This is a genomic window from Colwellia marinimaniae (genome assembly GCF_002207865.1).
Classification (GTDB): Bacteria; Pseudomonadota; Gammaproteobacteria; order Enterobacterales; family Alteromonadaceae; genus Colwellia; species Colwellia marinimaniae.
This window is the reverse complement of record NZ_BDQM01000023.1, coordinates 1-18,946: the sequence shown is the minus strand read 5'-3', so window position 1 is coordinate 18,946 and position 18,946 is coordinate 1. Positions and strand designations below refer to the sequence as shown.

19 protein-coding genes are annotated in these 18,946 nt (G+C 38.9%); 10 read left to right on the top strand and 9 right to left on the bottom strand.

The window, feature by feature from the left end; translation table 11 throughout:
* Positions 1 to 12: 12 nt before the first annotated feature.
* Positions 13 to 333, bottom strand: coding sequence for an ATP-dependent Clp protease adapter ClpS (clpS, locus tag MTCD1_RS12975; RefSeq protein WP_057180774.1), 321 nt, complete (start codon positions 331 to 333; stop codon positions 13 to 15).
* A 252-nt stretch (positions 334 to 585) separates the two neighbouring features.
* Here clpS and cspD point away from each other — a divergent pair, with 252 nt between their 5' ends.
* Positions 586 to 804, top strand: a complete 219-nt coding sequence (cspD, locus tag MTCD1_RS12970; RefSeq protein WP_057180773.1) for a cold shock domain-containing protein CspD — start codon at positions 586 to 588, stop codon at positions 802 to 804.
* A gap of 75 nt (positions 805 to 879) precedes the next feature.
* On the opposite strand, the gene icd is transcribed toward cspD, so the two are convergent.
* Positions 880 to 2,130 carry an NADP-dependent isocitrate dehydrogenase gene (gene icd / locus MTCD1_RS12965; RefSeq protein WP_057180772.1) on the bottom strand — a complete coding sequence of 417 codons (1,251 nt, stop codon included), beginning with the start codon at positions 2,128 to 2,130 and terminating at the stop codon, positions 880 to 882.
* Between the two features lie 252 nt (positions 2,131 to 2,382).
* Positions 2,383 to 4,614, bottom strand: coding sequence for an NADP-dependent isocitrate dehydrogenase (locus MTCD1_RS12960; protein WP_057180771.1), 2,232 nt, complete (start codon positions 4,612 to 4,614; stop codon positions 2,383 to 2,385).
* A 179-nt stretch (positions 4,615 to 4,793) separates the two neighbouring features.
* Between MTCD1_RS12960 and MTCD1_RS12955 the strand changes: the two genes are divergently transcribed.
* The 6 genes from MTCD1_RS12955 to MTCD1_RS12930 all read left to right on the top strand — a co-directional run bounded on the left by MTCD1_RS12955 (position 4,794) and on the right by MTCD1_RS12930 (position 9,862).
* Positions 4,794 to 5,399 (top strand): pseudouridine synthase, encoded by a 606-nt coding sequence (locus MTCD1_RS12955; RefSeq protein ID WP_057180770.1) that lies wholly within the window; start codon positions 4,794 to 4,796, stop codon positions 5,397 to 5,399.
* On the top strand, positions 5,389 to 5,880 hold the full coding sequence (locus MTCD1_RS12950) for an NUDIX hydrolase (protein WP_231733000.1): 492 nt from the start codon (positions 5,389 to 5,391) through the stop codon (positions 5,878 to 5,880). Before MTCD1_RS12955 ends, MTCD1_RS12950 begins: the two co-directional genes overlap by 11 nt.
* Before the next feature lie 115 nt (positions 5,881 to 5,995).
* Positions 5,996 to 7,138: a tRNA 2-thiouridine(34) synthase MnmA gene (gene mnmA, locus MTCD1_RS12945; RefSeq protein WP_057180768.1), complete on the top strand. Its 1,143-nt coding sequence runs from the start codon at positions 5,996 to 5,998 to the stop codon at positions 7,136 to 7,138.
* A 45-nt stretch (positions 7,139 to 7,183) separates the two neighbouring features.
* Positions 7,184 to 7,816 carry a high frequency lysogenization protein HflD gene (gene hflD, locus MTCD1_RS12940; RefSeq protein WP_057180767.1) on the top strand — a complete coding sequence of 211 codons (633 nt, stop codon included), beginning with the start codon at positions 7,184 to 7,186 and terminating at the stop codon, positions 7,814 to 7,816.
* Positions 7,817 to 7,904: 88 nt separating this feature from the next.
* On the top strand, positions 7,905 to 9,275 hold the full coding sequence (purB, locus tag MTCD1_RS12935; RefSeq protein WP_057180766.1) for an adenylosuccinate lyase: 1,371 nt from the start codon (positions 7,905 to 7,907) through the stop codon (positions 9,273 to 9,275).
* Positions 9,276 to 9,538: 263 nt separating this feature from the next.
* A complete protein-coding gene (locus MTCD1_RS12930; RefSeq protein ID WP_057180765.1) occupies positions 9,539 to 9,862 on the top strand; it encodes a GNAT family N-acetyltransferase in 324 nt (107 codons plus the stop codon).
* Positions 9,863 to 9,883: 21 nt separating this feature from the next.
* On the opposite strand, the gene MTCD1_RS12925 is transcribed toward MTCD1_RS12930, so the two are convergent.
* Entirely contained in the window at positions 9,884 to 10,291 is a 408-nt protein-coding gene (locus MTCD1_RS12925; RefSeq protein ID WP_057180764.1) for a DUF4826 family protein, read from the bottom strand.
* Between the two features lie 231 nt (positions 10,292 to 10,522).
* On the opposite strand from MTCD1_RS12925, the gene MTCD1_RS12920 reads away from it, so the two are divergent.
* Entirely contained in the window at positions 10,523 to 11,557 is a 1,035-nt protein-coding gene (locus tag MTCD1_RS12920) for a Leu/Phe/Val dehydrogenase (RefSeq protein ID WP_057180763.1), read from the top strand.
* 87 nt (positions 11,558 to 11,644) lie between these two features.
* Positions 11,645 to 12,502: a transporter substrate-binding domain-containing protein gene (locus MTCD1_RS12915; RefSeq protein ID WP_057180762.1), complete on the top strand. Its 858-nt coding sequence runs from the start codon at positions 11,645 to 11,647 to the stop codon at positions 12,500 to 12,502.
* A gap of 59 nt (positions 12,503 to 12,561) precedes the next feature.
* On the opposite strand, the gene MTCD1_RS12910 is transcribed toward MTCD1_RS12915, so the two are convergent.
* The 5 genes from MTCD1_RS12910 to thrS form a co-directional block, all read right to left on the bottom strand.
* Positions 12,562 to 13,665 (bottom strand): phosphoribosylaminoimidazolesuccinocarboxamide synthase, encoded by a 1,104-nt coding sequence (locus MTCD1_RS12910; protein WP_057180761.1) that lies wholly within the window; start codon positions 13,663 to 13,665, stop codon positions 12,562 to 12,564.
* 229 nt (positions 13,666 to 13,894) lie between these two features.
* Positions 13,895 to 14,254 (bottom strand): 50S ribosomal protein L20, encoded by a 360-nt coding sequence (gene rplT / locus MTCD1_RS12905; RefSeq protein WP_057180760.1) that lies wholly within the window; start codon positions 14,252 to 14,254, stop codon positions 13,895 to 13,897.
* Positions 14,255 to 14,270: 16 nt separating this feature from the next.
* Complete coding sequence (gene rpmI / locus MTCD1_RS12900) at positions 14,271 to 14,465, bottom strand: 50S ribosomal protein L35 (RefSeq protein ID WP_019029135.1); 195 nt, start codon at positions 14,463 to 14,465, stop codon at positions 14,271 to 14,273.
* 181 nt (positions 14,466 to 14,646) lie between these two features.
* The gene (gene infC / locus MTCD1_RS12895; protein ID WP_057180759.1) at positions 14,647 to 15,204 is read right to left on the bottom strand and encodes a translation initiation factor IF-3; all 558 of its coding nucleotides are present in this window, start codon (positions 15,202 to 15,204) and stop codon (positions 14,647 to 14,649) included.
* 118 nt (positions 15,205 to 15,322) lie between these two features.
* A complete protein-coding gene (gene thrS / locus MTCD1_RS12890) occupies positions 15,323 to 17,236 on the bottom strand; it encodes a threonine--tRNA ligase (RefSeq protein WP_057180758.1) in 1,914 nt (637 codons plus the stop codon).
* A 740-nt stretch (positions 17,237 to 17,976) separates the two neighbouring features.
* On the opposite strand from thrS, the gene MTCD1_RS12885 reads away from it, so the two are divergent.
* A complete protein-coding gene (locus tag MTCD1_RS12885; protein ID WP_057180757.1) occupies positions 17,977 to 18,708 on the top strand; it encodes an SRPBCC family protein in 732 nt (243 codons plus the stop codon).
* The last annotated feature ends 238 nt before the right edge of the window (positions 18,709 to 18,946 follow it).

Here is an 18,946-nt window from a genome sequence, read left to right as displayed (position 1 = left end):
CCAACTTTTACTTTAGGCTTTTTTCATCACACACTTTAATGGGTGCTGATGTTCAAAAGCGTACTGGACAACATGTTCTACTTTTGTTTCTGCTATCTCTGCAGTATATATGCCGCAAAGACCCTTTCCTTGATTGTGAATGGTTAACATAATATCTGTTGCTTGTTCTGCTGTTTTGTTAAAAAAATTACACAATACATCTACAACAAAGTCCATCGGGGTATAGTCATCATTAAGTAAAAAAACATGGTATTTAGCCGGTTCTTCTATTTGCTCTTTAACTGCCTCTTCAACAATGGTTTGGGTGTCAAATAACTCTTTCCTAGTGCTCATATGTTTATCTTAGTCTCTACTTTTCACTTTTGCTGTAACTTTTTGTGGAATTAAGCCTAAAGAACGGTAATAAAACATCTTTTTAACTTGACTAATTCCATAACTTATCTACGATTCTATAGGCGACTAATATTTAGTCGCTTAGTTTGTGGTCTATGCACTAACTTATCATTTGCCTATCCCTTTGGGGATATACGCTGCAACGATAAGTTAAACATAATTAAATACTAAAGGATATAAGGAAGTTGAAGTATGGCACACGGTACAGTTAAATGGTTTAATAATGCAAAAGGTTTTGGCTTTATTCGTCCAGATAGTGGTGGAGAAGATATTTTCGCGCACTATTCAACAATCGAAATGGATGGGTATCGAACATTAAAAGCCGGACAAGATGTCAATTACGAACTAAATGAAGGCCCTAAAGGTCACCACGCAGCTAGTATTAAATTAGCTGAAGACGAACTAGAATAAAAAACCTTAGCGCTAAAGTAACACAAAAAAACACAGCTATTTAGCTGTGTTTTTTTATGCTCTTACCGCCTTCAGCTACATATGTTCAATAATACAATCACCAAATGCTGAACAAGAAACTAAAGTGGCATCATCCATCAATCGCTCAAAATCGTATGTTACTGTTTTTGCTTTAATGGCTCCCGACATCCCTTTAAGGAGTAAATCAGCCGCATCAAGCCAGCCCATATGTCTTAACATCATTTCAGCGGAAAGAATCACTGAGCCAGGGTTTACTTTGTTTTTACCGGCGTATTTTGGCGCTGTGCCATGAGTTGCTTCAAACACCGCAACTTCATCGCCCAAATTTGCCCCAGGAGCAATACCTATACCACCAACCTGAGCCGCAAGAGCATCTGATAAGTAATCACCATTCAAATTTAAAGTAGCAATGACGCTATACTCTGCTGGTCGTAATAATATTTGCTGTAACATAGAATCGGCTATAACATCTTTAATGATGATATCTCGACCTGTATTAGGGTTTTTAAGGGTGCACCAAGGACCACCATCGATTAAGCTTGCGCCGAATTCTTCTCGCGCCAGTTCATAACCCCATTCTTTAAACGCGCCCTCGGTAAACTTCATAATATTACCTTTATGAACCAGAGTTACCGAATCTTTATCATTATCAATTGCATATTGAATTGCTTGTCTGACCAGACGTTGTGTGCCTTCTTTAGATACTGGCTTTATACCAATACCACAATTTTCAGTAAAACGAATATTACTAGCGCCCATTTCATTAATCAGAAAATCAATCATGGCTTTAGCCTTATCACTCCCGGCTTTAAATTCAATACCGGCATAAATATCTTCAGTGTTTTCTCTAAAGATAACCATATCGACTTCAGCCGGTCTTTTTACCGGGCTTGGCACACCGGTAAACCATCGTACTGGACGTTGACAAACATAAAGGTCAAGCATTTGTCTTATGGCGACATTCAAAGAGCTCATGCCACCCCCTACAGGTGTTGTCAGCGGTCCTTTTATGGAAACCTTATATTCCTGTAGTATGGCAAGTGTCTCATCTGGCAGCCACGTTTCACTATCATACATTTTGGTCGCTTTCTCACCAGCATAGACTTCCAGCCATACTATCTTCCTATCGCCACTGTAAGCTTTAGCGACAGCAGCATTTACAACTTTTAACATAGGTGGTGTCACATCCACACCTATACCATCGCCTTCGATGAACGGGATTATCGGATTATTTGGCACTATTAACTTACCGTCAATAAAAGTTATTTTATCTCCAGTGGTTGGAATGGTGATTAGATTCGTCATAAAGTTAGCTCCACATTAAGCAAGAATAAAAATGTTGCACTACTAAACTAAATCAAAAAAGTTCAAGTCACTAATCACTTTTGGATTATATTCGTTATCACTAAAATGAATAAATATCCTTTAGACCAAAGTCTAATAAGGAATATCGGTAAAAAAAACAAAAAAAAGCTAAGTATTACTACTTAGCTTTTTATTTCGGTGCGCTTGGTAAACAACTTAACTCTTTGTTTACCCTGAATTTTGCTAACTATTTTATAACAGTGCCGATAAAATAGTATTAAAGGTCTCACTAGGACGCATTGCTTTTTCGACCAGCTGAGTATCCGCAAAATAATAACCATTGAGATCAACCGCTGGACCTTGAACGGCATTTAACTCAGCAATAATCTTTTCTTCCTGCTTGGTCAGCGCTTGCGCTATACCAGTAAAGTTGTCTTTAAGCTCAGTATCTGTTGTTTGCTCTGCTAGTGCTTGCGCCCAAAACATGGCAAGGTAAAAATGGCTACCGCGGTTATCTAATTCACCCACTTTACGTGATGGTGATTTGTTGGTAGCTAAAAACTTACCCGTGGCTGCATCTAAAGTATCCGCTAATATTTGAGCTTTAGCATTACCCGTCGTTACCGCAACATGCTCTAGTGAGGCAGCAAGTGCTAAAAATTCACCTAAAGAGTCCCAACGTAAATGGTTTTCTTTTACGAATTGTTGTACATGTTTAGGTGCAGAGCCACCAGCACCTGTTTCGAATAAACCACCACCATTCATTAATGGCACAATCGAAAGCATTTTGGCACTAGTACCAAGCTCAAGAATTGGAAATAAATCCGTTAAATAATCACGTAATACATTACCGGTAACAGATATTGCATCTTCACCTTTAGCAATACGGGCAAGGGTATATTGACAGGCTTTTACTGGCTCAAGAATTTGGATATCTAAACCGCTAGTATCATGGTCAGCTAAATAAGTATTAACTTTTTTGATCATTTGTGCATCATGACCGCGATCTTCATCTAACCAAAATACCGTCGGAATTCCCGTTGCTCTAGCACGAGTTACCGCTAATTTAACCCAGTCTTGAATAGGGGCATCTTTAACCTGACACATTCTGAAAATATCACCTTGAGCAACATCTTGCTCAATCAGTGTTTCACCCTTATCATTTACAACACGAACAACACCGGTACCTGACATGGTGAACGTTTTATCGTGTGAACCATATTCTTCCGCTTTTTGCGCCATTAAACCAACATTAGGTACTGTACCCATTGTTGTTGGATCGAAAGCACCATTTTCACGACAAAAATCAACTACAGCCGAGAAAACACCCGCATAGTTACGGTCGGGGATCATAAATTTAGTGTCTTTTTGCTTTCCATCAGGTCCCCACATCATACCTGAGGCACGGATTGCTGCCGGCATTGACGCATCAATAATGACATCACTTGGCACATGTAAGTTGGTAATGCCTTTATCTGAGTCAACCATGGCTATTTCTGGGCGAGTAGCATAAACAGCTTGTATGTCTGCTTCAATTTCTGCTTTTTGCTCAGCCGGTAAACGGGCGATTTTAGCGTAAACATCACCAATACCGTTATCAGCGTCAACACCTAACTGTTCAAAAGTAGCCGCATGTTTAGCAAAGACATCTTTATAGAATACTTTTACTGCGTGGCCAAACATGATTGGGTCTGAAACTTTCATCATGGTTGCTTTTAAATGTAATGAAAGTAAAACATCTTCTTCTTTGGCTTTATTTATTTCCGTTTCAAAGAATTCGACCAATGCTGATTTACTCATCACTGAAGTATCAATAATTTCTTTATCCAGTAATGGCAACTTTGATTTTAATAAAGTCACCTCACCGTTTTGAGCAACAAATTCAATATTTACCTCGGTTGCACCAGTAAGTGTTACTGACTTTTCACTGCCATAAAAATCACCTGAGCTCATATGAGCCACATGAGATTTTGACTCGCTAGACCAAACGCCCATTGAGTGAGGGTTATTACGCACGTATTGCTTAACAGAAGCCGGAGCACGACGATCAGAGTTACCTTCACGTAATACCGGATTAACCGCTGAACCTAATACTTTAGCGTAAGTTAACTTAATAGACTCTTCCGCTTCATTTTGTGGCTCAGCCGGGTAATTAGGTAAGTCGAAACCTTTTGCTTGTAATTCTTTAATAGCCAATTCTAACTGTGGAATAGATGCTGAAACATTTGGCAATTTGATAATATTTGCTTCTGGTTTTTTCGCTAATTCACCTAACTCAGCCAATGCATCATCAACACGTTGCTCTTCAGTTAAGTATTTTGGAAAGTTAGCTAAGATACGAGCCGCTAATGAGATATCACGTGTTTCAACATTAATGCCTGAAGAAGCGGTATAAGCTTGAATGATTGGCAATAAAGAATACGTTGCTAAGGCAGGCGCTTCGTCGGTAATAGTATAAATGATTTTTGAGTTATCAGTGCTCATTGAGATTCCTACGTTAATTAGCTAAACGCTCGAGTGTTCGTATAAAGATTCACTAAAAATTAATTAAAATTCACTCAAGCTAAAATTTATTTTTCGCGCGCATAGTATAGTAATTCAAAGCGTATTAATATAGCCAAGCGGCGAGCCATCACATATTTTTAAGGATATTTAGTCTAAAAATGAAGCAGAGTAAAGGCTATACAAGACATAGCGCTAAAAACCAACAGCAGGTACGACCACTTAGCGAAAAGCGAATAATTGTACTTTTCAATAAACCCTTTGATGTTTTATGCCAATTTACCGATGAGAATAATCGCCAAACCTTAAAAGATTTTATCACTATACCTAATGTATATGCAGCAGGACGACTTGATAGGGACAGTGAGGGTTTATTGTTATTAACCAATGATGGTAAGTTACAGCATCAAATAGCCAATCCGGTTAAAAAAACCGAGAAAACCTATTGGGTGCAAGTTGAAGGTGCGCCAACAGAGCATGATTTAGCTAAGTTACGACAAGGTGTTGAATTAAAAGATGGTATGACTAAACCAGCTAAAGTGGCCATTATGCTGGCACCTAAAATTTGGCCACGTATTCCCCCGATAAGGGAACGCGCCAATATTGCCACCACCTGGCTGGAAATCACCATAACTGAAGGTCGTAATAGGCAAGTTAGACGCATGACGGCAAACATTGGTTTTCCTACCTTGCGACTCATTAGATACCGCATCGGCAATTGGACTTTAGATAATATAGCCAATGGGGATTTTAAAGTTGAAGAGTAACGCCGATATATCAACGAGCAATGAGCACGGCTCAAGCCAATTTAAGCCCAATACCACGGTGGCGGCGATTATCCACCATAAAGGTAAATTCTTATTTGTTGAAGAATTAGATAATAACCAAGTAGTATTCAATCAGCCTGCTGGGCACTTAGAGGAAAATGAAAGCCTTACGTCGGCCATTAAACGTGAAGTACTCGAAGAAACGGGCTTAAGCGTAGAGCCCGAATACCTGTGTGGTATTTACTACTTTCATCGACCAGATCTGCAACTGTATTTTTTACGTTTTTGTTTTGTCATCGAATTGGATCAATATTTAACCGGCCAGCCACAAGATAGCGAAATAATAGCCACTCATTGGCTTAGCCTTGAGCAAATAAAAGCAAAAGGTCTGCAATTGCGTAGTTCCATGGTATTAGAGTGCATTGAAGATTACTTAGCGGGTAATAAAATCCCCTTATCACAACTAAAATCTAATCTTTAATCTATATCCTGTTAGTTGTGCGTGTTATAATTTTGCGCCTCTTATTTTAGTACACTTATTTTTAGTTATAGATAGTTAGTACGCTTAATTTTTAAAGTCTATTGGTCAAACAAATATGTTAACAGCCACAAATAATACCCCTCCAGAGCAAACCAAAGTTATTGTTGGTATGTCTGGTGGTGTCGACTCATCGGTCTCTGCTTACTTGCTTAAAGAGCAAGGTTATCAAGTAGAAGGTTTGTTTATGAAAAACTGGGAAGAAGATGATACTGATGAGTATTGTGCTGCTGCTCAAGACTTAGAAGATGCCCAAGCTATTTGTGACAAACTAGATATTAAATTACACACCATCAATTTTGCTACCGAATATTGGGATAATGTATTTGAGTATTTTCTTGCTGAATATAAAGCCGGACGTACCCCTAATCCCGATATCATGTGTAATAAAGAAATAAAGTTTAAAGCTTTTTTAGAGTTTGCTTGTGAAGATTTAGGTGCCGACTATATTGCCACTGGCCATTACGTGCAACGTGAGTTTCGTGATAATGGCTGGAAGATGATACGAGGCCTCGATAGTAATAAAGATCAAAGTTACTTTCTTTACACTTTAGACGAAAAGCAATTATCTAAAACCTTGTTTCCGGTCGGCCATATTGAAAAACCGAAAGTACGCGCTATCGCCGAAAAGGCTGGCTTAGTTACCCATAATAAAAAAGATAGCACGGGTATTTGTTTTATCGGTGAGCGTAAATTCAAAGATTTTCTTGGTCAATATTTACCGGCAAAACCAGGCATTATTGAATCAGCCGAAGGCGTGGCTATCGGCCATCACGACGGCCTTATGTATCATACCCTGGGGCAACGAAAAGGCTTACGTATCGGCGGTCTAGCTGATGCAGGTGAAGCACCTTGGTACGTGGTCGAAAAAGATTTATTACGTAATGTTTTAATTGTTGGTCAAGGTCACAACCACCCTCGCCTATTTTCTAAAGGTGTCATAGCAAATCAATTACACTGGGTTGATAGAAAAGCACTCAGTAACAGTATCCAATGTACCGTTAAAACGCGTTATCGCCAAGAAGATGTCTCTTGTACGGTAACCCCTTTAACGAGTGACGTAAATATTAGTGTAGAAAAGCAAGAATACCAAATTGATTTTAATGAAAAACAAAGCTCAGTTACCCCTGGGCAATCGGTGGTATTTTATCAAGGTGATGTCTGTTTAGGTGGTGGTATTATTGATACCCTCATTCGTTAAAATTAACATCGTTTAAGCCAATACAAGCCAAAAACAAGAGATAAAATGAAAGATCAAACCATTACTTTTGCCGCTATTTGCCAAGTTGCTTATCAAGTACAACAAGTCTCACGATCAGGTCATATCACGGATGAAGAATTCCGTGTGTTACTGCAAAGTATTATAGAAACCTCCCCCGATAATACCTTAGCGGTTTACGGTGGCAAACTCAGTAATATTAAAAAGGGTCTGGAGTTGTTAATTCAGCATTTAGGCAGTGATAAAGAGACAAGCAGTGCTAGCAAACAAAAAGACCCTGAGTTTACTCGCTATATCATTAGCTTAATAAACTTAGAAAGACGCCTTGCTAAACAACCTAAACAGCTCAACGCCTTGGGTGAACGTATTAATGCAACTGAGCGACAGCTTGCCCATTATCCAATAACAAGCGAGACCTTAATTGCCAGTTTTGCCAGTATTTATAGTGATATTATTAGTCCCTTAGGTAATAAAATTCAGGTCACTGGCGAGCCAAGTATTTTAAAGCAAAACGTAAATCAATATAAAATTCGAGCGTTATTGTTAGCCGGCATACGTGCGGCAGTCTTATGGCGACAAACGGGCGGTAAAAGACGTCATATATTATTTAGTCGTAAAAAAATAGTTGATACCGCTAAAGCCTTACTCAACAGAATTTGATAAAAATCACCCTCTATTTAGCTCTGTAACTTAACAGCTTAGTTACAGAGCATATTAATATAACCTACATATAACCTAGGAAAAGATTATGGAACTTTCAGCATTAAGTGCAATATCACCAGTAGATGGTCGTTATGGCAGCAAAGTAAAATCATTACGCCCTATTTTTAGTGAATTTGGTCTAATTAAATACCGCGTAACCGTAGAAGTACGTTGGTTACAAAAGCTTGCTGAAACAAGTGCTATTGCTGAAGTTCCAGCATTTTCCACCGAAGCGAATGCTGCTTTAAATGCCATTATCACTGACTTCAGTGAAGAAGATGCGTTAAGCATTAAAAAAATTGAAGCGATAACCAATCATGATGTTAAAGCGGTTGAATACTTCTTAAAAGACAAAATTGCTGATAATGCTGAATTGCATGCAGTCACTGAATTTATTCACTTTGCTTGTACCTCTGAAGACATCAACAACTTATCCCATGGTTTAATGTTGAATGACTGTCGTGAAAAAGTATTATTACCAGAAATGGACAAAATTCTAGCTGCTATCAAAGGGCTAGCGGTTGAATACAAAACTATACCTATGATGTGTCGTACTCACGGACAACCTGCTTCGCCAAGCACCCTAGGTAAAGAAATGGCTAACGTATATGTACGTTTACAGCGTCAACGTGAGCAAATCGCCAAGGTGGAGTTGTTAGGTAAAATTAACGGCGCCGTAGGTAATTACAATGCTCACCTTAGCGCTTACCCTGACATTGACTGGCATGAATACGCTAATGAATTTGTTACCTCATTAGGTTTATCATTCAACCCGTTTACCACGCAAATTGAGCCACATGACTATATTGCTGAGCTATTTGATGCTATCGCTCGTTTTAATACCATTTTAATCGATTTTGATCGTGATATCTGGGGTTACATCGCTCTAGGTCACTTCAAGCAAAGAACTATTGCCGGTGAAATTGGCTCATCAACCATGCCACATAAAGTTAACCCGATTGATTTTGAAAACTCAGAAGGTAACCTAGGTATTGCTAATGCACTTTTCACTCACCTAGCACAGAAATTACCTATTTCTCGTTGGCAACGTGACCTAACTGACTCAACAGTGTTACGTAACCTAGGCGTTGGTTTTGCCCATGCGATGATCGCTTACGGCGCAACCCTAAAAGGTATTAGCAAGTTACAAGTTAACGAAGCAAACCTAGCAGCAGAATTAGACAATAACTGGGAAGTGTTAGCCGAGCCAGTACAAACAGTGATGCGTCGTTACGGCATTGAAAAACCATACGAAAAATTAAAAGAGCTCACCCGTGGTAAACGTGTCAACGGTGACTCTATGCGCGAATTTATTATGACGCTTGAGCTACCTGATCATGCCAAAGCGCAGTTATGTGAAATGACTCCTGCTAGCTATATTGGCCGTGCAGTTGCTTTTATTGATGAGCTAAAATAAGTTACTTTTAAGCACTGACATTAAAAAGAAGGCACTATGCCTTCTTTTTTGCTTATAGCCCCCATACTTAAAGCTTAAAAGCCCTCAGTAATGCCTCAAATCACCTAATTGATAAATAAAAATACATAAAAACAAATAAAACTCGCCAGTCATTGGCAACAAGCTGCTCCGCTACTTAAAAATATTCGTGAAAAAGTCTTTGTCTGTGAAAGACGCATCCCTAAAAAATTGAATTTGATCAAGGTGATCGTACCGCATATCACATGCTAGTATGTGACGATAAAAATCAAGAGCCTATTGCAACCGGACGTATTTCCCCACAAGGAGAAATAAGCCGTATTGCCGTGGTTATGGGCTATAGAAATGAAAAAATAGACAAGTTTATTATGCAGGGTTTATTCCGTATTGCCCATAAACTCATGCTAAAGGAAGTATTTATTTCCAGTCCATTAGATAAAGTAGATTACTTTACTCAACATGATTTTTACCCGATTGGCTCCGTTTATATGGTGGCTGGCATGCCAAAACAACGGATGGCATGCGCAATTTCTAATGCAGAAAAAGCCAAATACTACCTAAATAACTAATGTTTTTCGTTGAAGTTATAACTATTTAGCTTGCCACAGAGACTCATCTTCATACAATTTATACAAACCATCCGCGCGGCCAATTAATAACTGAGCAAAGTCATGCTGCTCTTCACTTTTTGCTTGTAAAAGATTTTCTGCCTGCATTTGCCATTTTAGCGAGAAATGTCTCAATGCATCACGTGCATTAGTGGCAATCTCAGCACTGCTGTGATCGCTTGGTAAATCACCACATAAGACCCAGTAACTTTTCCCTTCAAGGGAGGTTAATTTCCACAGTGCTAACAAAGGCACTAAGTAACGGCTATCTTCCGTTTTAACACTATTGGTGACAATACCTTTCTCTGCTAGATACTTAGTGGCTGTTTGATATTGCTCTCTTATCCATTGCTGCTGTTGCTCTTCTGTCATCTTTACTGCTTCGTTCATTTTATCTCTCTACTTATTCAAATTCATAATGGATTGTTGATTTATAGCCGGGGGCAAGTATGTCACCAATAATGTGCAGTTGTAGCTTTTCGCTTACAGCTAGCATCCTAATAGTAAATACTTAATGTTACTCGTGACTAGCTTGGCAATTTTCTAGGTGCTATGGTTCTCTTAAAACATTACAACACATTTAAATTGCCTTTTCTAGCAAGAAAAAATGGAGATAAAAAGATGGCTTTATTTGATTTACCTGATTTTGACGATCACGAACAAGTTGTTTATTGCAGCGATAAAGCAAGTGGACTAAAGGCAATTATTGCCATCCATAGCACTAAACTTGGTGCTGCTGTCGGCGGCTGTAGAATGTGGGACTATGCTAGTGATGAAGAAGCTCTCATTGATGTTTTAAGACTCTCTAAAGGCATGACTTATAAAAATGCTTTAGCAGGCTTAAGTATGGGTGGTGGTAAGTCGGTCATTATTGGTGATGCAAAAACACTTAAATCCGAAGCGCTATTTAAAGCCTTTGGTGCAGCATTAAATAACTTAAATGGCCGTTATTTAAGTGCAGAAGATGTCAATATCACCACAAGTGATATCGCTATTGCTAACACCGTCACCCCTTTTGTCACCGGCACTGAAGGTAAAAGCGGTAACCCTGCCCCCTTTACCGCCCTTGGAACCTTCCTCGGCATCAAAGCATCGGTCAAACATAAACTTAATCGTGATGACTTAACTGGCCTCAAAGTTGCCGTACAAGGCCTAGGCAGTGTCGGTTATCTTTTATGCGAACACCTCCATAATGCTGGGGTAAAACTTGTTATCACGGATATCAATCAAACGGCTTTAGATATTGCCGCAACTGAGTTTAATGCCGAGGTGGTAGGTTTAGATGAAATTTATGATCAAGATGTTGATATCTATGCCCCCTGTGCATTAGGTGCCACCATTAATGATAAAACCATCAGTCGTTTAAAAGCCGTAATTGTTGCTGGTTGTGCAAATAATCAATTAGCCGAGCCGCGCCATGATCAAGCTTTAGTAGAGCATGGCATTTTATACGCACCCGATTATGTAATTAATGCTGGTGGTATCATTAATGTCTCTTTTGAAGAGGATTACGATGCTAAAAAATCGACTCTAAAAGTTAAAGAAATCTATCATACCCTATTAGATATTTATGCTAAGGCTGATGCACAAAATAGACCTACCGGTATTATTGCTGATGAAATGGCGCGAAAAATCATTAAAAATGGTGGTAAATAGCGGTTAGCTTGGCAAGCTACATTCAAGTAATCAACAAGATTTTCCAGGCTACACTATAATTGCTACAACCATTCATAGGGAATAGCAATGAAAGCCTTGCTCATTTTGTTGTTACTTTTTTCAGCCCATTGTTTTGCCATAACGACGGTAACAACAACGGGAAAACAAAAGCCTGATGATGCCAGTCACGATTATTTTGTCGGCTTACTTCGCCTTGCCTTAATTGAAACCGCAGATGAGTATGGTTACGCGGTTTTACAAACAGTCCCTTACCCTGGGCAAGAGCGAATGTTAAAGTTATTAGCATTAGGTGCTTTTTACGATGTTGTCTGGGCTGGTAATTCAGATATTCGTCAGTCTGACCTTCATAAGGTCGCTTTCCCTTTATTCCGTGGCGGTTTAGGTTGGCGCGGTATGATAATACGTCAACAAGACAAAAATAAGTTCTCCGCATATCATTCAGTCAAAGACTTAAGCAAGGTAATTGCTTGCCAGGGGCGACACTGGCCAGATGCAGATATATTAGAGCATGCTGGTCTTGCTGTAGCACGTGTTGGCTACTTTGATGCTATGTTACATATGGTCGAGTTAAAGCGTTGTGATTATTTACCCTTAAGTATTTTTGAAGGCCAAGCTGAACTTGACCTAGTTCAAAGCAGCTTTCCAAACCTTATATTTTATCAAGACTTAATTATTCAATACCCGCTTACCATGCATTTTTTTGTCAAAAGCAATAATAAACAGTTAGCCAACCGATTAACTTTAGGCTTACAACGCCTTTATGATTCCGGCGCGTATGAGTATTACATGCAAAAACATCCCTTAACCCAATATGCTTTTCCACTAAGTAAATTTAAAAATTCAAGAGTAATCAAATTAGAGAACCCTAATATTAAGCAAAAAGAATTGGCTAAGTTTGGTTTAACTTGGCCCAGTGGTAAATAAAAAAACCCAGCGACAAGCTGGGTTTTATGGTATTGAGTAAGTAATTTCCAAATAAAAAACTAATCAATCAATTGATATTGTTCACGTAATATTGTAATTATTTCTGCTTTGGGGTTATCAGATAAGATAATTTTTTCACCGGTAATTTTCTCAGCAAGATCTATATATGTTTTAGAAACGTGCATTAAGACATCTACTGGTAATTCATTATCCGCAGCAAGTGCTAAACGCTCGTTCATACGATCTTTATTGAGTAAAATATCTGCATCTGCAAAGTGATTCAATAACCACTGACGGAAACCTTCTTTCGAGTTTTCGACGACGTTACCCGCACGGTATTGCGCACCATCCCATATACGTGATGAGTCTGGTGTACCTACTTCATCCATATAAATCAGTTTATCATTACCATCAATATCTTTCACATAACCAAATTCAAACTTAGTATCGACAAAGACCTGGTCTATGTCAGCTAACGCCGTGGAAATAACATCAAAACCTTCGGTCAGTAATTTTTCATATAAGGCTATATCATCAACCGATTTAAAATTAAAGGCAGCGAAATTATCTTCGATATTTTTACGGGTTATATTGACATCATCAACCGCTGGTACACCGGGTATGCCTTGCAAGACACCCTTGGTTGAGGGGGTTTGTAGCAGCTCTGTTAGCTTACTATCTTTTACTAAGCCATCAGCAAGCTCAATGCCACAAAATTCACGTTCGCCTTTAACATAACTGCGCCACATAGAGCCGGTGATATACTGACGACAAATGGCTTCAATCATAACCGGTTTAGCTTTTTGTACAATCCAGACAAAAGGATGAGGTATATCTAAAATATGACTATCGGCAAGTCCCTGCGCTTTAAACAACTTAAACCAATGATTTGAAATGGCATTCAATGCCGCACCTTTGCCAGGCACTCCGCGCATGCCATCTTTACCCGTCCAAATGCAATCAAAAGCTGAAATCCGATCGCTGATCACCATAATAGCTAAAGCGGTATCACTCGGGACATCATAGCCTTTCTCTTTAATAAGGCGCTTGCTATCTGCTTCAGTTAACCAATAAACAGAGCGTACTTTACCACTGTGTACAGGAGCATCCGTCCGGATTGGCAGGTCGTTATTAACGGCTAAAACTTTATCAGCTAGGTTCATAATTAATTCTCTTATATATTCACAAATATTTTCAGCTTTTTAGAAAAACTACCACTTAACTAAAACTACTTATACCGTTAATCCGCACTCTGCTCTTAAGTGATAATTAACGGGCTGGTGCAATCAAATAATTTTAGTTAAATCGTAATCGCTTAAAAGTAAAAAGGACGCTATAAAGCGTCCTTTTTTCAAGCCTAACTAACCCTTAGTTAAGCTTACATTCTTATACTTAAGCAGCTAAAGAAGCTTGCGCTTTTTCAACTAAGAAAGTGAATGCTACTTTATCGTATACTGCGATATCAGCTAGGATCTTACGATCAATTTCAATAGTAGCCTTTTTAAGACCATTAATGAATTTGCTGTAAGATAAACCATTTATACGAGCTGCTGCGTTAATACGAGCGATCCAAAGTTGACGGAATTGACGTTTACGTTGACGACGATCGCGGTAAGCGTATTGACCTGCTTTAGTTACTGCTTGAAAAGCAACACGATAAACACGACTACGTGCTCCGTAATAACCTTTAGCTTGCTTTAGAACCTTTTTGTGACGTGCACGAGCTTGTACACCACGTTTTACTCTAGCCATTTTCTATATCTCCTAATTAACCGTGACGTAAAAGTTTTTTAACTGACTTAATGTCAGCTGCGGCGATCATGCTTTTAGCACGAAGATGACGCTTAACTTTAGTACGACGCTTAGTCAGGATATGACGAAGGCCAGCTTGTTTGAACTTGTAGCCATTGGCTGTTTTTTTAAAGCGCTTTGCAGCACCTTTATTGGTTTTCATTTTAGGCATGTGAATAACTCCGCATTTATACCCTTTGGGTATATGCCAAATATTAAGTAGCGAGGGCGAAAGTAACTTTCTTTATTTAACTAAAGTCGGTCTCTTTACTTGTAAGCCTTTACTACCAGCGTAAAGATAAAGTTGGTGAATAGGAAATCCGAAAATCCCCTATTACTTGTCAAACCAAGTTTTATCTATTTTTAGGGGCTAAGACCATCACCATTTGACGCCCTTCCGCACGACGCGGGAAGAACTCGAGCACAGTAAGCTCAGCTAAATCGTTTTTAACACGAGTTAGTAGCGCTAAACCAATCTCTTGGTGGGCCATTTCACGGCCACGGAAACGTAATGTAACCTTGACCTTATCGCCACTTTCTAAAAAGCGTTTCAGGTTGCGTAGTTTTACCTGATAATCGCCTTCATCTGTACCAGGACGGAATTTAATTTCCTTAACCTGAATTTGTTTCTGATTTTTACGTTGTTCTTTCTGCTCTTTAGCTTTTTCATAGATAAACTTGCCGTAATCCATGACACGACAAACGGGTGGTTTAGCAGTAGGGCTAATTTCAACCAGATCCACACCAGCATCATATGCTTGGTCCATTGCTTCATCTAATGTAACGATGCCACCGGCTTCTCCGTCAAACTTAATTAAACGAACTTCATTGCCTGAGATATCTGTAATTAACTCATTTAAACGATGAGCTGGCTCTTTACGCCCGCCTCGTTGTCCACCTTTAATAGCCATGTTCCTCCAAAGAACTCTTTTTAGCTGTTTATTGAATATCTGCCTTAATGCTTAATTACAAAAAAGGCAGACTATTTTTAAATTTATAATATCCATTATAAATTTATCGCTGCTTAAACTATGACTGACGCGTTTTCACTTCATCAGCTAACTTAGCGATAAAATCATCAACAGACATTTTTCCTAAATCTTCACCACTTCGAGTCCGAACGGAAATTTCGCCGGATTCCATTTCTTTGTCACCAATAACCAACAAATAAGGAATACGCTTCAAAGTATGTTCGCGGATTTTAAAGCCTATCTTCTCATTTCTCAAGTCTTGTTTTGCTCTAAAGCCATTTTCTTTCAGTTTTTTAACGATTTCTTTACAATAATCACCTTGTTTATCGGTAATATTCATAATTATGGCTTGAGTCGGTGATAACCATGTTGGGAATTTACCCGAATACTCTTCAATTAAAATACCAATAAAGCGCTCTAATGAACCTAAAATGGCTCGATGAATCATCACCGGAGTATATCTTTCGTTGTCTTCACCAACATAAGTGGCACCTAAACGCTCTGGCAAAGCAAAATCAAGTTGCACAGTGCCACATTGCCAAGCTCGTCCTAAACAATCCATTAAGGTAAATTCAATCTTAGGACCGTAAAAAGCACCTTCACCAGGTAAGTATTCAAAGTCAATATTACTGTCGGTTAATGCTTGTGCTAAGCCCGCTTCCGCTTTATCCCAAATTTCATCACTACCAATACGACTTTCCGGACGTGTCGATAATTTAACAATAATATCTTTAAAGCCAAATGATCCATAAATATCGTAAACCATTTCGATACATTTTTTCACTTCGTCTTGAACTTGCGATTCCATACAGAAAATATGGGCATCATCTTGAGTGAAACCACGTACGCGCATTAAACCGTGTAACGAGCCTGAAGGCTCATTACGATGACAACAACCAAACTCGGCAATACGTAAAGGTAAATCGCGGTATGATTTTAAACCTTGGTTAAAGATTTGTACATGACCTGGACAGTTCATTGGTTTAATCGCGTATTCACGCTTTTCAGAGGTAGTGGTAAACATACTATCTTTATATTTTTCCCAATGACCAGACTTTTCCCACAAACTTCTGTCCATCATCATCGGCGCTTTTACTTCGTCATAATCGTACTCGCGTAATTTCTCACGCATAAACTTCTCTAACTCAGTATAAATAACCCAACCATCATTATGCCAAAACACCATACCCGGCGCTTCTTCTTGCCAATGAAATAAATCTAAGGCTTTACCAATTTTACGGTGATCACGTTTTTCCGCTTCCGCTAAACGCACGATATAGGCTTTAAGTTGCTTTTTATCTGCCCATGCTGTGCCGTAGACACGTTGCAACATTTTATTGTCGCTATTGCCACGCCAATAAGCACCGGCGAGCTTCATTAATTTAAAGTGATGACAATGACGCATGCTCGGCACATGTGGGCCTCGACACATATCAATATATTCTTCATGATGATACAAAGCAGGCATATCATCTCGAGAGATATTTTCATCTAAAATTTCAATTTTGTAACTCTCGCCGCGCTCAGCAAAAGCATCACGAGCGGTTTGCCACGACCCCACTTTTTTCACCACTTGATAATTAGTACGGGCAAGTTCAGTCATACGTTTTTCAAGTTTAAGCAAATCATCTGTAGTAATGGTGTGCTCTAAATCGACATCATAATAAAAACCATTGTCGATAGTAGGACCAATCGCCATTTTCGTATCTGGCCATAGTTGCTTAATAGCATGCCCTAATAAATGTGCACAAGAGTGACGAATAATTTCTAAACCTTCGCTATCTTTACTGGTGATAATTTGTAAGGAAGCATCTTCTGTTATCAATTCACACGCATCAACTAATTCACCATTGATACGGCCAGCAATGGTCGCTTTAGCAAGACCTGGGCCGATATCAAGCGCGACGTCCATTACAGAGACGTTATTATCAAATGAACGAGTTGAACCATCAGGGAGAGTAATTACCGGCATGTGTTTCCTTATCAGTGGCGGCGCACACAAAGCGTCGCTTGAATTTTAATAGTGTATTTAAATGATTAAGCCATGACAAAAGCATAACTTATATGTGTTCATAGTGAACATGACAGCACCTATGCTCAGGAGAATGTGCATCCTGCATTCTCTATTAAGTGACATCCATGCCACGTCTGCATGTGCTTAATACCGTTCATCCTGAACATAACAGCACCTTGCTCAGGAGAATGTGCTCAGGATAATTGCTCCTGCATTATCTAATAAGGTACTTCCTGTACCGTCTGCATTCTCTATTAAGTGACATCCATGCCACGTCTGCATGTGCTTAGCTAACTTTAAGATAGCTCCGTTCGTCCTGAACATAGAAAGAGCTATGAGCTATTTTTTAATGTGCTGATTGTAAAAGCCTTGCCCTGTTAAAACAAGGATTTTCAACAGCATCTCAATACTTTTTTATCTTTAAAAATATAAAAAAAAATCTTTGGCCTTGCCAATAAAAGTTTTACCGCCCTAACAGCACAGTCTATACCGGGCACTAGTGTTGTTGAAAGGATTGAAACTAAGCAAAAATTTGAGCCATAAAAAATGCTTTAATTGAGATTTGGCTCGAGGTTGCCTATAGTAGCAAACCGATTGCTGCTGAAGAGATGACCCTGCTATTAAAAGAAATCTGCATAGCACTTTACCGGTAAATCAGTAATAATATTGTTAAAGCAATTAACAACTAGTTGATTTAAGTGAAAAGATTACTATTCCTTACTGCTCTTATTCTGTGGCCAGCTCAACAATTTGTCCATGCATCACAAAACCCTTGGAAAACATGGAAACAGACTAGTGAGCAAAGTGTTAGTTATCGTACAGCTGCCCACACAGGTAAAACGGATAAAAAACTCATCGAAATTAGAGCCACCGCGACTGTCCATTCAAGCATTGCCGGCTTCTTACTGTTTTTACAAGATGTCAGTAACACACCAAATTGGTTAGTTAACGCCAGTAAAAGTGAAATTATTAAGCAATATTCAGCCAAAGAACATAGCTTTTATATAAAATTAGCAAAAATATGGCCATTTATGCCCAGAATCTTAATACTCAATTCCAGCTATTGGCAAAACGATGATCTCAGTGTTGAAATCAACATAACCGATATAAGCGCGATGACGACTGATAAAAAAATTCCACTAGCGCTAACCAATATAGAAGATTATTTAAAAGTAAAAGTTCATCATGCCCATTGGAAAATAACACCTAAGCGACCAGAAGGTAATGATGCGTCAATAAAACTAACCGAACTATATATTGAGTATATTTTTACCGCCGATGGTCGGGGTAACACACCAAAATGGCTGGCTGATCATATAGCGCTTAAATCAATTTGGAAAAGTATGCGCAATATTAGGCGTCAGTTGCCCGAAGAAAAATGGCAACAACAAGCCATTAAAGGTATTACTGAATTATCGGTAATACCTTAATAAATAAACCTTAACGAATATTCCTGCAACTCTTAACAAAACATTAATTTTGGCTCTGTTGTAGTTTGGTGTTGTTGAGTAAACGAGCGAGACGCATACACGCTCATTGACATCCTGTCACCGCGATATACCGTTCGTCCTGAACATAATCCCCTCCATGGCTGAGGGATCCCCATTTCTTTATCTGAATTGTGCATCCGCGCATGCCTTTAACCCTCCTAGTGCTAGAGCAATGTCA

What these genes read in the sequence shown, in the direction of transcription:
- clpS (WP_057180774.1), bottom strand. Translation starts at nt 333, where the DNA reads ATGAGCACTAGGAAAGAGTTATTTGACACCCAAACCATTGTTGAAGAG.
- cspD (WP_057180773.1), top strand. Translation starts at nt 586, where the DNA reads ATGGCACACGGTACAGTTAAATGGTTTAATAATGCAAAAGGTTTTGGC.
- icd (WP_057180772.1), bottom strand. Translation starts at nt 2,130, where the DNA reads ATGACGAATCTAATCACCATTCCAACCACTGGAGATAAAATAACTTTT.
- MTCD1_RS12960 (WP_057180771.1), bottom strand. Translation starts at nt 4,614, where the DNA reads ATGAGCACTGATAACTCAAAAATCATTTATACTATTACCGACGAAGCG.
- MTCD1_RS12955 (WP_057180770.1), top strand. Translation starts at nt 4,794, where the DNA reads ATGAAGCAGAGTAAAGGCTATACAAGACATAGCGCTAAAAACCAACAG.
- mnmA (WP_057180768.1), top strand. Translation starts at nt 5,996, where the DNA reads ATGTTAACAGCCACAAATAATACCCCTCCAGAGCAAACCAAAGTTATT.
- hflD (WP_057180767.1), top strand. Translation starts at nt 7,184, where the DNA reads ATGAAAGATCAAACCATTACTTTTGCCGCTATTTGCCAAGTTGCTTAT.
- purB (WP_057180766.1), top strand. Translation starts at nt 7,905, where the DNA reads ATGGAACTTTCAGCATTAAGTGCAATATCACCAGTAGATGGTCGTTAT.
- MTCD1_RS12930 (WP_057180765.1), top strand. Translation starts at nt 9,539, where the DNA reads ATGCTAGTATGTGACGATAAAAATCAAGAGCCTATTGCAACCGGACGT.
- MTCD1_RS12925 (WP_057180764.1), bottom strand. Translation starts at nt 10,291, where the DNA reads ATGAACGAAGCAGTAAAGATGACAGAAGAGCAACAGCAGCAATGGATA.
- MTCD1_RS12920 (WP_057180763.1), top strand. Translation starts at nt 10,523, where the DNA reads ATGGCTTTATTTGATTTACCTGATTTTGACGATCACGAACAAGTTGTT.
- MTCD1_RS12915 (WP_057180762.1), top strand. Translation starts at nt 11,645, where the DNA reads ATGAAAGCCTTGCTCATTTTGTTGTTACTTTTTTCAGCCCATTGTTTT.
- MTCD1_RS12910 (WP_057180761.1), bottom strand. Translation starts at nt 13,665, where the DNA reads ATGAACCTAGCTGATAAAGTTTTAGCCGTTAATAACGACCTGCCAATC.
- rplT (WP_057180760.1), bottom strand. Translation starts at nt 14,254, where the DNA reads ATGGCTAGAGTAAAACGTGGTGTACAAGCTCGTGCACGTCACAAAAAG.
- rpmI (WP_019029135.1), bottom strand. Translation starts at nt 14,465, where the DNA reads ATGCCTAAAATGAAAACCAATAAAGGTGCTGCAAAGCGCTTTAAAAAA.
- infC (WP_057180759.1), bottom strand. Translation starts at nt 15,204, where the DNA reads ATGGCTATTAAAGGTGGACAACGAGGCGGGCGTAAAGAGCCAGCTCAT.
- thrS (WP_057180758.1), bottom strand. Translation starts at nt 17,236, where the DNA reads ATGCCGGTAATTACTCTCCCTGATGGTTCAACTCGTTCATTTGATAAT.